The organism is Xanthomonas sp. NCPPB 2632 (genome assembly GCF_041228075.2).
In the GTDB taxonomy this organism is placed as follows: domain Bacteria; phylum Pseudomonadota; class Gammaproteobacteria; order Xanthomonadales; family Rhodanobacteraceae; genus Luteibacter.
In genome coordinates this window covers 4,323,222-4,336,792 of the sequence record NZ_CM192979.1, presented here as the reverse complement: position 1 = coordinate 4,336,792, position 13,571 = coordinate 4,323,222, and the positions used below count along the sequence as shown (strand labels likewise).

Below are 13,571 nucleotides of genomic sequence, written 5' to 3'. Positions count from 1 at the left end.
CGGTGCGTCGTAAAGCATGGACAAAGGTTTCCGTTCAGTCCGCCGGGGGGCCGATCCATTCATCGATGGCACGCACGTCGTCGTCGCTGGCGGCCACGATGCGGTAACCGGACCAGAATTGGCCCGCCACCGCGGCCGGTTCGTGCCATTGCTCCTGGATGCCGATCTCCACGCGGTGTTCCGCCTGTCGGGTACCCGGCAGCATGAAGGTCACCTGGTGCACCGCACCGCTGCGGGGTGCGTGTGGCCCCAGCAGCATCAGCCCCGTGGCCGACAGGTTGCCCAGCTGGCCGAGCACGCGCTCGGTCATCACATCCACGATGGGCATGGGCGAGTTGGCATGCTTGCGCTGGGCGCGTCGCTGTTCGACGTCACGGTTCATGCGCTGCCCGCCATGCGTCGGGAGTCGCCGCTGTCACGGCGCAGGTTGCGGGCGATGGCGTGCCACGCGCGATCGATGAGGGACACGCGTTGCTCCTTCCACTCCCTCGCCTCGTGCGTGGCGATCAGGCGCGCGAGCCGGGTGAGGTCGATATCTTCGGTGCGGCCGCCGCGCGGCGTGACGAAAAGGCAGCGTCCGGTGGCCGGCGAGAACCAGGCGAGCTTGCGCCGCAACTCGGTGCCGTCGGGCTGGGTGAACGCGAACCAGGTGCCGAAGCGCAAGGTGGCGAAGCCGTCATGGATGTGTTGCGCGGCCTCGTCCAGTGCGGTCGGCTCCACCGGCGCGAGGACATCGCCGTGGGCGGTGCCTTCGCCCAGGCGTGGGCGACGCTCGAGGCGCAGGGCGACATCGGTGGGAGTGGGGTCCGCATCGGCCGTATCGTGCCCCGCGGGCTCGAACAAGCCGCCGGCCACCTGCGCGGCTTCCGCCGAATGCATGCCCAGGTGTTCCAGGCCGCGCTCCACCTCGGCGCGCAGCTTCTGCACGTCCGCGATGGGCCGGCGGCCCAGCAACTGGTCGGTGACGCCCAGGCAATGCAGGAACGCCTCGCCGTTTTCGCCGCCGCGCAGGATGTGCAGGGCGAGCACGTCGGCCCAGGTGCGCTCCAGCAGGATGCGCAGCACGCCGCGCGGCGTGGCGCCCTGCACCGTGCGCTCGTCCATGATCTGTGTGGCACGCCGCCGCGCCCGCTCCAGGCGGTCGCGCCCTTCCATCGCCTCGATCTGGCGGCGCTCGGCGACATGCGCCTTGCGCGCGAGATGGGCGATCTGCTGCTCGATATCGGCGCGCCACGCGGGATCGATCACCTGCGCGTGGCTGGCCTCGACCACCAGCCGTTCCAGCCGGTCGACCAGCGCGGCATCCGGCTCGCCTTCGGCGGGGTCCAGCCACTGGTGAGCCGCTTCGCTGACGGTGTCGAGCAGGCGACGGGCCGGATGCTCGGGCTGGTCGAAGAAGCCGCGATCGTTCACGGCTGCGCGCAGCATGGGCCACTGCAGTCCGCCCAGCACCGCACGGGCCGGGCTGGCCGCGGCCACCTGCTGGCCCAGGTTCTCGAACAGCAGGGCGGTCAGCTCCACGGTGTCGCCCTGCTCGGACGACAGCTCCGCCGGCGGCGAACCCGAGGGCCGGGTGCGGTCCATCTGGGCCAGCAGCTCGTCGCGCAGGGCCTGCGCGCTGCGAATCTCGCGCTGCGCGGCACCGGTGACGTCGCTGACATGGCCCTGCAGGGCCATCAGCGCCGTCTGCAATTCGTCGTCCGAGGCGATGCGGCCCGCGGCGAAGCCGGCCCCGTGGCCGGTCTGCAGACGGGTGGTCAGCAGGTTGCGCAGGCTTTCCAGTACGCCGATGTGACCATCGACGGACGTCAGGGGGATCGCCTCGCCACCGACGCCGGGTACCGGTACATCGCGCGGCCGCGATCGACGTTCCACGGCGGGCGGCGTGGCCACGCGCACGTGGGGATACACGCGAAACCCGGGCAGGATGCCGCGCGTGCGGTAATGCTCGTTGAGCGCGCCATAGAACGATTCGCTCTGCGCCAGCACGCGCGCATCCACCGACTGGAACAGGATCAGGCGATGCGCCGTGGTCAGCGGCAGGGGTCGGACCGCCGCGTTCAGTGCAGCCGCCAGCGCCCGCGGGCTGGCGGGCAGGGCCTCGCCTTCCAGCGGCGGCGTGCCGGCCAGGACGGCCAGCCGGTAGCCCAGTTCGAACAGGCTGCTGGCGCTGCGCGCCTCACCGCGCGAGGCCATGCTGGCCAGTGCGCCGTCGATTTCCTGGTCGTCGGGGTCGACCAGGCTGAGCGTCGCGGTCAAGGAGTCGGCACGCGTCGGCGCGGTGGCGGTCACCTCGCCCAGGCGGCGGAACCCGTCGGCCAGGTGCGCGGCGAACCGGTTGCGAAAGGCGGCACCCTCGCGTTCGAGAATGCTGCGGCTTTCGAAACACGCCTGCTGCTCGAGATGGTTGCGGCTGCTTTCGGCCACGGCGAACAGGCGCCGGTCGAAATCGCGCAGCGATTCCCTCAGCGGCGCGTCCAGCCACGTCAGGCACAGCGAAAGCCCCTGCTGCGCCTCGCATTCGGCGCGTGGCGAAAGGGCGACGGGATACGGTCCCGTCCTGCCGTGTGGCGGGGGAGTGCCTGCGTTCATGGATAAGGTCCTCCTCGACCTTCAGCGCAAGTTTAGGTTGGTGAAGGAGGAGGCGCCAGCGGAACCGTTGCGTGCTTTCGGCGTAGGGCGGAAGAACTAGGCAGATTTGGCGCCGTCGGGCACGCGGGCACTTCAGCCCATGAAGGCTTCGATCACGTCGTTGAGGAAACGCTGGCCGAGTGCGGTGGTTCGAAGGGCCGCCGGATCGTCCACCAGCCAGCCGCGCGCGCGGGCATGCGCCAGTCCGGCGGCGATGCGGGCGTCGTCCAGCCCCGTGCGCTCGGCGAAGTCCGTCATCGGTACGCCATCGATCAGGCGCAGGGCGTTGAGCATGTACTCGAAGGGCAGGTCGTCCGCGGTGACGTAGCTGTTGCCACCGATGCGTGCCGGCTGGCCAGCGGCAGCGAGGTACGCTGCGGGCAGGCGGGTCTTCCAGCGCCGACGCACGCCACCGGCGTCGCTGATCTTGCCGTGCGCACCGGCACCGATGCCCAGGTAGTCGCCGAACCGCCAGTAGTTGAGGTTGTGCGCGCAGCGACGTCCCGGCCGGGCATACGCTGACACCTCGTATTGCCCGAACCCCGCGTCGGCCAGGCGCACCTCGCAGGCTTCCTGGATCGTCCACGCCGCGTCGTCGTCGGGCAGCGGGGGCGGGTTGGCGGCAAAGGCCGTGTTCGGTTCGAGGGTGAGCTGGTAATGCGAGATATGCGTCGGCGCCAGCGCCACGGCCTGGTCGACATCGGCCAGCGCGCCGGCCAGGTCCTGCTCCGGCAGCGCGTACATCAGGTCGATATTGATGTTGTCCAGCCCGGCATCCTGGGCACTGCGCACGGCCTTCACCGCCTCGCCCGCGGAATGGATGCGGCCCAGCCGGTGCAACTTGGCGTTGTCGAAGCTCTGTACGCCAAAGGAGATGCGGTTGATGCCAGCGGCGAGGTAACCGTCGAAGCGGCCGTGTTCCACCGTGCCGGGGTTGGTCTCCAGGGTGACCTCCGCGCCGGTGGCGAAGGGCAGGCGCGCCTTCGCCCCGTCGAGGAAGCGGCCGACCAGCTCGGGCGAGAACAGGCTAGGGGTGCCGCCGCCGAAGAACACCGTGCCGACGGTGCGCCCGTGCAGGGCCTCGCCCATGTCGCGCAGGTCGGCGTCGAGGTCGGCCAGCAGGGCGTCCACGTACTCCCCGTACGCCGGTGTCCCCCGCACGCCATGCGAGTTGAAATCGCAGTAAGGGCACTTGCGTACGCACCACGGCATATGGACGTACAACGACAGCGGCGGGGGGGTAAGGATCATGCCAGTTCGGCGAAACGCGCCTTGAGCACGTCCAGGGCCTGGCCACGGTGGCTGAGGCGGTTCTTCAGGGCGAAGTCCAGTTCCGCCGCGCTCACGTCGTGGCCGTCGGGGAGGAACAGCGGGTCGTAACCGAAGCCGCCGTCGCCGCGCGGCGCCTCGAGGATGCGTCCGTGCCAGCGGCCTTCCGCGATCAGCGGGGCCGGATCGTCCGCGTGGCGAAGCACCACCAGCACGGCGATGAAATACGCCGTGCGCCGTGCGGCTGGCACGCCGTCCAGTTCGCGCAGCAGCTTCGCGTTGTTGGCCGCGCTGTCGCCGTGGGTGCCCGCATAGCGCGCGGCATAGAGCCCGGGCGCGCCGTTCAGGGCGTCCACGCAGATGCCGGAGTCGTCGGCCAGCGCGGGCAGGCCGGTGTGGTGCGCGGCATGCCGTGCCTTGAGCAGGGCGTTCTCGACGAAGGTCAGGCCGGTTTCGTCGGCGTCGGTGACGCCCAGCCGGGTCTGCGGTACCAGCTCCACGCCGCTGCCGGCGAGCAGCTGTTCCAGTTCGACCAGCTTGCCGGCGTTACCGGAGGCGAGCACGAGGCGCATGGTTCAGAGCCCCCCTTCGGCGAATTCCGGCGCGTAGTCCACGCGTCCGCGATAGCCGGCCAGGCCGTCGACGGTCAGCGGCAGCACCTGGAAGGCGTTGCCGCTGTCGTAGGCGTCGTTGAGACCGTGGGCCGACGCCTTGGCGAAGCCGAAGGCCGTGTAGTACGCCGGCGATCCCAGCACGAACACGGCCCGGGCATCCTGCACGAAGCAGGCGCCGATGCCTTCCTCGACCAGGGCATGGCCGATGCCCTGGCGCTGGTGATCGGGATGCACGGCCACGGGCGACAGGGCCAGCGACTTGCCGTCGTCGCCTTCCTCGACGGTGACAGGGGAAAACAGCACGTGGCCGAGCACGGTGTCGTCCTCGTCGACGGCCACCAGCGACACCGTGGCACGACCCGCCTCGACGAGCCGGCGCACCCGGGTCGCCTCGGTGTCGCGCCCGAACGCCGCGGCGTGGATGCCCACGATGGCATCCAGGTCCGCGGCGGTGGCGGCGCGCACCTCGGTCATGGCGTGGACTCCAGCGCCGCGCGCTGCGCGGCCACCAGCTCCTGGATGCCCTTGGCGGCCAGATCGAGCATGAGGTTCATCTCGTCGCGGCGGAAGGCATGGCCCTCGGCCGTGCCCTGCACCTCGATAAAGCCACCGCCGTCGTTCATCACCACGTTCATGTCGGTGTCGCAGTTGGAGTCCTCGGCATAATCGAGGTCGAGCACGGGCACGCCGTTGTAGACGCCCACCGAGACCGCGGCGATGGCGCCGAGGATCGGGTTGCGCTTGATCGCGTTGCGCCGGGTAAGCGTGGACACGGCATCGACCAGGGCCACGTAGGCGCCGGTGATGGCCGCGGTGCGGGTGCCGCCGTCGGCCTGGATCACGTCGCAGTCCAGCGTGATGACCCGCTCGCCGAGGGCGGCGCGATCGACGCAGGCGCGCAGCGAGCGGCCGATCAGCCGCTGGATCTCCATGGTGCGGCCACCCTGGCCGCCGCGTGCGGCTTCGCGCTGGTTACGGTCGGTGGTGGCGCGGGGCAGCATGCCGTATTCGGCGGTGACCCAGCCCTCGCCCTTGCCGCGCAGCCACGGTGGTACGCGTTCCTCGACCGAGGCGGTGCAGAGCACCTTGGTGTCGCCGAAGGACACCAGAACGGAGCCCTCGGCGTGGCGGGTGTAGTGGCGCTCGATGGTGACGGCGCGCAGCTGGTCGGCGGCGCGGCCGCTGGGACGGGAAAGGGTCATGGAAAGCCTGATTTGGGCGCGGGCGGTGGGTCAGTTTACCATTGCGCCTTTCCTCCACGCGCAAGCGAGCCCCCCATGATCCGCAGCATGACCGCCTACGCCTCCGCCGAGCGCGCGGGCCCGTCCGGCACGCTCACCTGCGAGCTGCGTACCGTGAACCACCGCTACCTGGAGATCAGCCCGCGGCTGCCCGAGGACATGCGCGGCTTCGAAAGCGCCCTGCGCGAGCGGATCGGTGCCCGGCTGTCCCGCGGCAAGGTGGATATCACCGTGCGCCTGCGCGCCGAGCCCGGCGCCGCCGAAGGCCCCCGGGTCAACGGGGCCATGCTGGCGCGCCTGTCCGAGCTGGCCCTGGACTTCGAGCAGCGCTTCCCGCGCATGACCATCGAGTTCACGGAACTGCTTCGTTTCCCCGGCGTGCTGCAACAGCCCGAGGCTGATGCCGATGCGCTGCAGGTCGCCCTGTTGGATGTTCTGGAGCAGGCCCTGGTGGCGCTCAACGACACCCGGGCCCGCGAGGGGGAGAAGCTGGGCGAGATGCTGAAGGAGCGCCTGGACGGCATCGAGCGGATCGTGGCCGACGTGCGCGTGTGGCTGCCCGAGATCCAGGCCGCGCTGCGCGCCCGCCTGGAAGGACGCCTGGCCGATATCCGTCAGCCGGTAGAGCCGGGCCGCCTCGAGCAGGAGCTGGTGCTGCAGATCACCCGCGTGGACGTGGACGAGGAACTGGATCGCCTGACCACGCACATCGGCGAAGCGCGTCGCGTGCTGGCGCTGAAGGAACCGGTGGGGCGTCGCCTCGACTTCCTGATGCAGGAATTCAACCGCGAGGCGAACACGCTGGGCTCGAAGTCGGTGGATTCGCGTACGACCAATGCGGCGGTGGAGTTGAAGGTGCTGATCGAGCAGATGCGCGAGCAGGTGCAGAATATCGAGTGATGTCTCAGGCGATCTGTACCTGTTTTTTGGAAGTTACAAGCTACTTTCGGCTCATTCTCACGTCCACGGCTGTCTTTGGATGTCTCCCGAAAAGTCATGAATCTCGTGTGCCCTAGGGAAGCCCTGATTTAATCCCCCGCTTGCGTCAAAATAGTCGAAAGTCCCAGGAATCCCTCGCGATGAAGCAGCGATCCTTTGCCTCCATGAGTTTCGAATCGAAGAAGAAGCCGACGCGGCGGGAGAAATTTCTCGGCGAGATGGACAAGGTCGTGCCCTGGGACGCGCTGCTGGCGTTGATCCTCGTCAGTTATCCGACAGCGGGCCGGCGTGGCCGACCGCCGATGCCGGCGGCCACGATGCTGCGCATCCACTTCATGCAGCAGTGGTACGCGTTGAGCGATCCGGCCATGGAGGATGCGTTGTATGAGATCGAGTCGATGCGGCGCTTTGCCGGGCTGGAATTGAACGACGATGCGATTCCGGACGAGACGACGATTCTGAAGTTCCGTCGCTTTCTGGAGCAGCACGGTCTGGCGGCGAAGATACTCGACGCGGTCAACGCCCACCTGGGGCAGCAGGGCCTGCTGCTTCGCCAGGGCACGATCGTGGATGCCACGATCATCCATGCGCCTTCGTCGAGGAAGAACCGTGACAAGAAGCGCGATCAGGACATGCATCAGACAAAGAAAGGCAACGAGTGGTTCTTTGGTATGAAGGCGCATATCGGTGTGGATGTGGAATCGGGCCTGGTGCACACGGTTACCACCACGCCGGCGAACGTGAGTGACGTCACGGAAACGGACAAGTTGCTGCACGGCGAAGAACGAACCGTTTATGCCGATGCGGGCTACCGGGGAGCAGAAAAGCGTGTAGCGAAGCGGGGGCTTATGTGGCACATCGCAGCGCAGCGCGGGAGAGTCAAGGCGATGCCTGAAGGTGCATGGAAAGAAGCCACCAAGCATGTCGAATACCTCAAGGCCGCGATACGAGCCAAGGTCGAACACCCGTTCCGGGTGATCAAGCGACAGTTCGGCTATCAGAAGACACGGTTCAAGGGGCTGGCCAAAAACACGGCGCAGGTATTGACGTTGTTTGCGCTGTCAAATCTGTGGATGGTGCGACGAACCTTGCTCCTGTCCGCAGGGGAGGTGCGTCTGTGACGCCGAACACAGGCGTTGATCAGGGCTCAGGCTGAACCAGCGACAGGGAAAACAGTACTTCCGCTCCTTCTTTGCCCGGCATCAACTGATGTGCATGCCGTTGCGTATAGACGTCCGTTTTATGCTTCATAGATCAGAGTATCCCTAGCGAATGCAGTCGGTGGAACTTCATGCGGCCCAGCGCTACGTCGCGTTGAAGGCGCTCCAAAAAAGTTCGCCATTCCTCATGGTTTGCGGGTTTCTCACCCTCATCGGGCGTCAGATAGAACTGCTTGCGATATCGCCGCATCCATCCCAAGTTTTTCGCGTCAAAGTTTTGAACCGGCTTGGCCATGATTCCCTTTTCGCCTGCGGGGCGTATAACTCTTCGAACGATGTGAAACTTGCTGCATGCTGTCAATGTAAATATTCGCGTAGCCCATCCATGGGCTCTGCTCGGTGCGGCCTCCATTCTGCGCATCGAATCGTATATGTGTCGCGGCGGCGATAGGTAGGGTCTAACAAATATCATAGCAAAATGCAATTATTAGAAATTGTAGGATATTTGATGATTGGCGAAATCAGACGGTATGCGCATTTGAGCAGCTTGGGATAGTCGCTGGACGCCCGGAGCGACAAGCTAAGTGCCTTTGTTTGTACCGAGACCCAGGCCGATCGTTGGCTCCAGCACCAAAGAAGGAACTCATGCAAGATCAAGCGGCTATGGATGTGGCGATAGCTATGAACGCGGAACTCGATTATTCACTGAGCGTAACCGGCGTGGTTGATCGCCAACTCTATTTTAGGCTCGTCGAGGCGTGCAGATACGATTCGGCCTCAACCGTCGGATGGGCTCAAGCGAGGCTAGGAACCCTTCTCGACCGAGTAGTTAGAGGCGAGTCATTGAGTCTGTTTGACCTAGCCACTGAAGGTCAGATCGATGTTGGTAGTGAAGGTCAGCTTAGAGCATGGCTTGCTTCAAATTCGCTTTGGCTAAGCCACTAAGTAGATATCAGCTTGGCCTTCTATGGACCGCCCGGTGCAGACCCATGCCAGCGACCAGCGCGACCACGAATGTTGCGGTAGGCCACGGCTGTATCGCGAGATCGGCCAACGCAGGCCCCGGACACAAACCGATCAGGCCCCAGCCCACGCCGAAAAGCGCCGCGCCGGCCAGCAGAGCGCGATCGACCTTGCGCGACACCGGCACATGAAATCGATCGGCCAGCCATGGGCGTTCACGTCGACGCCGAACCTGCCAGGCGAGCGCCGCGGGCAGCAGGGCGGATGCCATCACGATGGCGAGCGACGGGTCCCATGCACCGGCCACGTCGAGGAAGGCCAGCACGCGTTGCGGGTTGACCATGTCCGACAAGGTCAGGCCGACGCCGAACAGCAGGCCTGCGAGGATGCTGACGAGCCGGCTCATCGCAGTCGCTCCAGTCCGTGGCGCATCATGTAGACCGTGGCGGCCGCCGTTAGCATGAAAACGCATGTTGCCCAGAGCGAGCGAGGCGAAAGGCGAGACAGTCCACACACGCCATGCCCACTCGTGCAGCCGGCGCCGAGACGTGTGCCATACCCCACCAGAAGCCCGCCGACGATCAGCGTCGGCCATCCGCGTGCCAGATCCAGTGCGGGCCGGTGCAGGAGGGGATGCGTCAGGCCGGCGGCGATCACGCTGGCGGTAAGGAAGAGCGCAGCCGCCACCCGGTCGTTGCCTGGCGCCCAGCCCGGTATGGCGGCGAGCATGCCGGAGATACCCATGACCCGCCCTTGGGCGAGCAGCACGATGCCGGCGGCTATGCCGATGGCTGCGCCACCCAGCGCCGGCCAGTACCACGCCAGTGGCGCAAGCGAGGCGGCCGTCACAGCAGATCCAGCGGCGTGCGAAGGTAACGCACGCCGTTGGCATCCGGCTCGGGAAAATGGCCGGCCCGCATGTTGACCTGGATCGACGGCAGAAGGAGTCGCGGCATCGTCAGCGTGGCGTCCCTGGCCTCACGCATGCGCACGAAGGCGTCCTCGTCCACGCCCTCGTGGGCATGCACGTTGCCGGTGCGCTCGGCGCCGATGCTGCTTTCCCACGCGTAATGATCGCGGCCTGGTGCCTTGTAGTCGTGGCACATGAATACGCGCGTGGCATCGGGGAGCGACATCAGCCGCCGGATCGATCGGTAGAGCGTTCGGGCGTTTCCGCCCGGAAAATCGCAGCGTGCCGTGCCGTAGTCCGGCATGAACAACGTGTCGCCCGCGAAGACGGCGTCGCCGATGACGTATGCCATGCATGCCGGCGTATGTCCGGGCACATGCAGCGTCATGGCGTGCAGCGCGCCGATCGTGAAGGTTTCGCCGTCGTCGAAGAGGTGATCGAACTGGCGGCCGTCCCGCGCGAACCGCTCATCTTCATTGAACACCTCTCCGAAGGTGTGCTGGACGGCCGTGATCTGCGCACCGATCGCCAGGTGCCCACCGGTCTGTCGCTGGAGCCACGGCGCGGCAGTCAGGTGATCGGCGTGCGCGTGGGTTTCGAGAATCCACGCCACTTGCAGGTCATGCTCGACCACGTGTCGCACCAGGGCTTCGGCATGCGTCGTCGCCGTGCGGCCGCTCGGCGCATCGAAATCCAGCACGCTGTCGATGATGGCGCAGGCGCGACTCGTCGGGTCCTGGACGACATGGCTGACGGTGAACGTGGCCTCGTCGAAAAACGACGTGACCTGCGGGCGCTGCGCTGGATCGTCCGCTGCGGCGGTGGCTATCGCCGCAGCGCCCTGCAGGTTCGGATCGACGTACATCTCGGGGGTCATGAGGCAGTATCTCGCAGAATGCGGATAAAGAATTACATCAATACATAAAGTATGCAATTATAACTTCGCAATGGATCGCGCCGGCGGCTGCGAGCCGTTGCGCCACCTTCCACGGGAGACCTCGCTTGGATACCGCATCGCCGACCGCTCACCCTGTGCGCCTGCACACGCAAGCGCCCGATTTCCGTGCCCGCACCACCCATGGGGAGGTGACGCTGTCGGCCTATCGCGGGCGCTGGCTGGTCCTGTTTTCGCATCCGGCCGACTTCACGCCGGTTTGCACCAGCGAGTTCATGGCCTTCGCCGAAGCGGAGCCGGCTTTCGAGCGCCTCGACTGCGCGCTGCTGGCGTTGTCGATCGATGGCCTTTACTCCCACCTGGCCTGGATTCGCGACATCAGGGAACGCTGGGGCGTGACCATCAACTTCCCGATCATCGAAGATCCCTCGATGGCGATCGCCCTGGGTTACGGCATGTTGTCCCAGGACGCCACCGACAGCGCGACGGCGCGCATGACCTATGTGATCGATCCCGACGGAATCGTCCGGGCCATGAGCTGGTATCCCGTGGAGGTGGGGCGGTCCGTGGCCGAACTGCTTCGCCTGGTCGAGTCGCTGCAAATGGCCCGCCGCCATGAGGTCGCCACGCCCGAGGGGTGGCAGCCCGGGGCGCCGGTGCTCCAGCGCGTCCCCACCGATGCGGTGAGCGCCGCGGCCATTGCGCCGGGCGAGGGCGAGGCGTGGTACTTCCGTTTCAGGCCCTGCCCGTGATGCCCGAGGCAAATCTGGAGGCCATGAAGGCCGCCGTGCCCGAGGTGGCGGACCTGCTGCGATTGCTCGGTACGCCCACGCGCTTGCTTCTGCTGTGTCACATCGCCCAGGGCGAATGTGCGGTGGGCCAGATCGAACGCGACCTGGGCATTCGTCAGCCGGGGCTGTCGCAGCAGCTGGCCGAGCTACGCCAGAACCAGCTCGTCGTTACACGCAGGCAATCGCGCTCCATCTACTACTCGGTGGCCGACGAACGGGTGCGCGCCCTGTTGGAAGCGTTGCATGCCATTTTCTGCGGCGATGGGCTTCCCGCTGCCGCGGCGCCGTCCCGGCTAGCCGACGCGCCGGCTGCCGGCGACCGTGCTCGCTTCGCCCGCATGCTGTGCCGATAGCGGAACCGCCTTGACGAGGCCGCGAAGCGAATTGCCCAGGTAGATCGAGCCGGCGCTTGCCAGGTCGTCGATAGTGAGAACGGCCTCCCGGCATTGCCCGGCCGCGATCAGCGCCGCACGCAGCCGGCCGGGCAGGGCGCCGGTGTGCAGCGCCGGCGTCAGCAGTCCCTGCCCATCGTCGATGAAGAAGTTGGTGTACGAGCCCTCGCACACCTCGCCGCGTTCGTTGAGCAGGATGGCCTCGTCAGCGCCATGGGCTTTCGCCTCGGCAAGCGCGTCGTCGTAGGTTTCGCGCCAACCCGTTTTGTAATCACGCAGAGGGTCGTCGCTGCGCAGGCGCCGGGTGGCGATGACGAAGCGCATGACCTCGGGCGTCGGTGGCATGGCGGTGCTTTCGGCGATGGCGCTGCCATCATCGTGCAGGACCAGCCGTACCTTGCGGGTCGTCACCCCGGCGTCGGCGGTCGCCTTGCGCAGTGCGGCCGTCACGGCGGACAGGTCGAAGGTGAGCCCCAGTGCCCGCGCCCCGTCGCGCATCCGTCGCAGGTGCCCGTGCAGCCGTGGCCATGTCCCGGCCTGGTAGGGCAGCGTTTCCAGCAGTGTGATCGGGCGTCGCCCGGTCTCGTAGAGACGTGCCTTCAACAGGCACTCGTCGTATTCCTGGTCGGCGTCTGAATCGCTGACCACCGCCCCGCCCACGCCCAGTTCGCCCACGCCGTCGGTCACGGTCAAGGTGCGGATCGCCACGCTGAAGCGGGCCGCGCCGTCGGGCGCGAAATGGCCGATGGCGCCGCAATACACGCCGCGCGCCGACGCTTCCAGGTCGCGGATGATCTGCATCGCGCGGATCTTCGGTGCACCGGTGATCGAGCCGCACGGAAACAGCGCGGCCAGCGTGCTCGCGATAGGGCTGCCGGACGGCAGTGTCGCCTGCACTGTGGAGGTCATCTGGTGGACGGTTGGGTAGGTTTCCACCGTGAAAAGCTCGGGCACCGTCACCGTGCCGGGCACGGCCAGTCGCCCCAGGTCGTTGCGGATCAGGTCCACGATCATGAGGTTTTCGGTGCGGTTCTTCAGGCTGTTTCGCAATGCCTCGCGCTGGGCACGATCGGTGACGTCGTCCGCACCACGCGGCACGGTGCCCTTCATGGGGCGTGTCGTCATGGTGCCTTCGGCGTCGAGGGCAAAGAACAGTTCCGGGGAAAAACTCAGCAGATGCCGCTCGCCGTCGTCGACGAACGCGCCGTGCGCGCCCCCGGACGCATGGCGAAGCTGTCCGTAGAGCGCGCGGGGATTGCCGGTCACGCGAAAATGCGCGCGCATGCTCAGGTTCACCTGATAGGCGTCGCCCCGGCGGATCGCCTTCATGACCGCATCGAAGCGGGTCCTGTAAGCGTCCCTGTGCCATTCGAACATCAACGGCGAGGCGTAGACGCGATGCCGCGGCCAGAGCGCTTCGATGGCATCGCCCTGGAGGATCGTCGGCGGCTCGTCGTATTGGCCGAACCAGATCAGCGGCACCTGCCGCTCGGCGGGCAGCCGGTCGCCGAGATGCGGTTCCAGGACATAGCCCAGTTCGTAGCTGAAATAACCGGCCAGGTGATGGCCCTCGGCCAGCGCGCGCTGCATGGCCGCGAGGGTGTCGGGCACGTCGGCCGGCTGTCGTGCCACGAACGTGCGCGACGGGCGTGAGAAGACTTCCGCCCATCCGTCGCGCGCGTTGTCGAGTATTACCTGGCCACGGCTATCGTTCACATCGGGCAGCATACTGTTTCCCGCTGCCCCATCACATGGAAGGACCAATC

14 protein-coding genes and 1 pseudogene are annotated in these 13,571 nt (G+C 66.7%); 4 read left to right on the top strand and 11 right to left on the bottom strand.

Annotation, left to right across the window (positions count from 1 at the left end; translation table 11 throughout):
• Positions 1 to 34: 34 nt before the first annotated feature.
• The 6 genes from AB8808_RS18730 to rph form a co-directional block, all read right to left on the bottom strand.
• Positions 35 to 382 (bottom strand): PilZ domain-containing protein, encoded by a 348-nt coding sequence (locus tag AB8808_RS18730; protein ID WP_369931035.1) that lies wholly within the window; start codon positions 380 to 382, stop codon positions 35 to 37.
• Complete coding sequence (locus AB8808_RS18725; protein ID WP_369931034.1) at positions 379 to 2,592, bottom strand: DUF1631 family protein; 2,214 nt, start codon at positions 2,590 to 2,592, stop codon at positions 379 to 381. The genes AB8808_RS18730 and AB8808_RS18725 overlap by 4 nt, the downstream gene beginning before the upstream one ends.
• Positions 2,593 to 2,724: 132 nt before the next feature.
• Positions 2,725 to 3,882 carry a radical SAM family heme chaperone HemW gene (gene hemW, locus AB8808_RS18720; protein WP_369931033.1) on the bottom strand — a complete coding sequence of 386 codons (1,158 nt, stop codon included), beginning with the start codon at positions 3,880 to 3,882 and terminating at the stop codon, positions 2,725 to 2,727.
• A complete protein-coding gene (rdgB, locus tag AB8808_RS18715; protein WP_369931032.1) occupies positions 3,879 to 4,472 on the bottom strand; it encodes an RdgB/HAM1 family non-canonical purine NTP pyrophosphatase in 594 nt (197 codons plus the stop codon). Before rdgB ends, hemW begins: the two co-directional genes overlap by 4 nt.
• Positions 4,473 to 4,475: 3 nt before the next feature.
• Positions 4,476 to 4,988, bottom strand: coding sequence for a GNAT family N-acetyltransferase (locus tag AB8808_RS18710; protein WP_369931031.1), 513 nt, complete (start codon positions 4,986 to 4,988; stop codon positions 4,476 to 4,478).
• Positions 4,985 to 5,716, bottom strand: coding sequence for a ribonuclease PH (gene rph / locus AB8808_RS18705; RefSeq protein ID WP_369931030.1), 732 nt, complete (start codon positions 5,714 to 5,716; stop codon positions 4,985 to 4,987). Before rph ends, AB8808_RS18710 begins: the two co-directional genes overlap by 4 nt.
• A gap of 75 nt (positions 5,717 to 5,791) precedes the next feature.
• Between rph and AB8808_RS18700 the strand changes: the two genes are divergently transcribed.
• Positions 5,792 to 6,655 (top strand): YicC/YloC family endoribonuclease, encoded by an 864-nt coding sequence (locus tag AB8808_RS18700; protein ID WP_369931029.1) that lies wholly within the window; start codon positions 5,792 to 5,794, stop codon positions 6,653 to 6,655.
• Positions 6,656 to 6,834: 179 nt separating this feature from the next.
• Positions 6,835 to 7,815 carry an IS5 family transposase gene (locus tag AB8808_RS18695; protein WP_369925597.1) on the top strand — a complete coding sequence of 327 codons (981 nt, stop codon included), beginning with the start codon at positions 6,835 to 6,837 and terminating at the stop codon, positions 7,813 to 7,815.
• Between the two features lie 133 nt (positions 7,816 to 7,948).
• Here the strand turns inward: AB8808_RS18695 and AB8808_RS18690 are convergent, their stop codons facing one another.
• The 4 genes from AB8808_RS18690 to AB8808_RS18675 form a co-directional block, all read right to left on the bottom strand.
• Complete coding sequence (locus tag AB8808_RS18690) at positions 7,949 to 8,149, bottom strand: hypothetical protein (protein ID WP_369931028.1); 201 nt, start codon at positions 8,147 to 8,149, stop codon at positions 7,949 to 7,951.
• A 657-nt stretch (positions 8,150 to 8,806) separates the two neighbouring features.
• The gene (locus tag AB8808_RS18685) at positions 8,807 to 9,223 is read right to left on the bottom strand and encodes a DUF6691 family protein (RefSeq protein ID WP_285402973.1); all 417 of its coding nucleotides are present in this window, start codon (positions 9,221 to 9,223) and stop codon (positions 8,807 to 8,809) included.
• Positions 9,220 to 9,642, bottom strand: coding sequence for a YeeE/YedE family protein (locus AB8808_RS18680; RefSeq protein WP_369931290.1), 423 nt, complete (start codon positions 9,640 to 9,642; stop codon positions 9,220 to 9,222). The genes AB8808_RS18685 and AB8808_RS18680 overlap by 4 nt, the downstream gene beginning before the upstream one ends.
• Positions 9,643 to 9,662: 20 nt before the next feature.
• A complete protein-coding gene (locus AB8808_RS18675) occupies positions 9,663 to 10,604 on the bottom strand; it encodes an MBL fold metallo-hydrolase (RefSeq protein ID WP_369931027.1) in 942 nt (313 codons plus the stop codon).
• Positions 10,605 to 10,729: 125 nt separating this feature from the next.
• Here AB8808_RS18675 and AB8808_RS18670 point away from each other — a divergent pair, with 125 nt between their 5' ends.
• A complete protein-coding gene (locus AB8808_RS18670) occupies positions 10,730 to 11,374 on the top strand; it encodes a peroxiredoxin (protein ID WP_369931026.1) in 645 nt (214 codons plus the stop codon).
• Between the two features lie 23 nt (positions 11,375 to 11,397).
• Positions 11,398 to 11,676, top strand: a pseudogene (locus AB8808_RS18665) (metalloregulator ArsR/SmtB family transcription factor); the annotation flags it as partial.
• Positions 11,677 to 11,706: 30 nt separating this feature from the next.
• On the opposite strand, the gene AB8808_RS18660 reads toward AB8808_RS18665, so the two are convergent.
• Positions 11,707 to 13,533 carry an aminodeoxychorismate synthase component I gene (locus tag AB8808_RS18660; RefSeq protein WP_369931024.1) on the bottom strand — a complete coding sequence of 609 codons (1,827 nt, stop codon included), beginning with the start codon at positions 13,531 to 13,533 and terminating at the stop codon, positions 11,707 to 11,709.
• Positions 13,534 to 13,571 lie beyond the last annotated feature (38 nt).

Excerpts from the sequence above, each read along its gene's own strand:
- AB8808_RS18730 (WP_369931035.1), bottom strand. The coding sequence starts at position 382 with ATGAACCGTGACGTCGAACAGCGACGCGCCCAGCGCAAGCATGCCAAC.
- AB8808_RS18725 (WP_369931034.1), bottom strand. The coding sequence starts at position 2,592 with ATGAACGCAGGCACTCCCCCGCCACACGGCAGGACGGGACCGTATCCC.
- hemW (WP_369931033.1), bottom strand. The coding sequence starts at position 3,882 with ATGATCCTTACCCCCCCGCCGCTGTCGTTGTACGTCCATATGCCGTGG.
- rdgB (WP_369931032.1), bottom strand. The coding sequence starts at position 4,472 with ATGCGCCTCGTGCTCGCCTCCGGTAACGCCGGCAAGCTGGTCGAACTG.
- AB8808_RS18710 (WP_369931031.1), bottom strand. The coding sequence starts at position 4,988 with ATGACCGAGGTGCGCGCCGCCACCGCCGCGGACCTGGATGCCATCGTG.
- rph (WP_369931030.1), bottom strand. The coding sequence starts at position 5,716 with ATGACCCTTTCCCGTCCCAGCGGCCGCGCCGCCGACCAGCTGCGCGCC.
- AB8808_RS18700 (WP_369931029.1), top strand. The coding sequence starts at position 5,792 with ATGATCCGCAGCATGACCGCCTACGCCTCCGCCGAGCGCGCGGGCCCG.
- AB8808_RS18695 (WP_369925597.1), top strand. The coding sequence starts at position 6,835 with ATGAAGCAGCGATCCTTTGCCTCCATGAGTTTCGAATCGAAGAAGAAG.
- AB8808_RS18690 (WP_369931028.1), bottom strand. The coding sequence starts at position 8,149 with ATGGCCAAGCCGGTTCAAAACTTTGACGCGAAAAACTTGGGATGGATG.
- AB8808_RS18685 (WP_285402973.1), bottom strand. The coding sequence starts at position 9,223 with ATGAGCCGGCTCGTCAGCATCCTCGCAGGCCTGCTGTTCGGCGTCGGC.
- AB8808_RS18675 (WP_369931027.1), bottom strand. The coding sequence starts at position 10,604 with ATGACCCCCGAGATGTACGTCGATCCGAACCTGCAGGGCGCTGCGGCG.
- AB8808_RS18660 (WP_369931024.1), bottom strand. The coding sequence starts at position 13,533 with ATGCTGCCCGATGTGAACGATAGCCGTGGCCAGGTAATACTCGACAAC.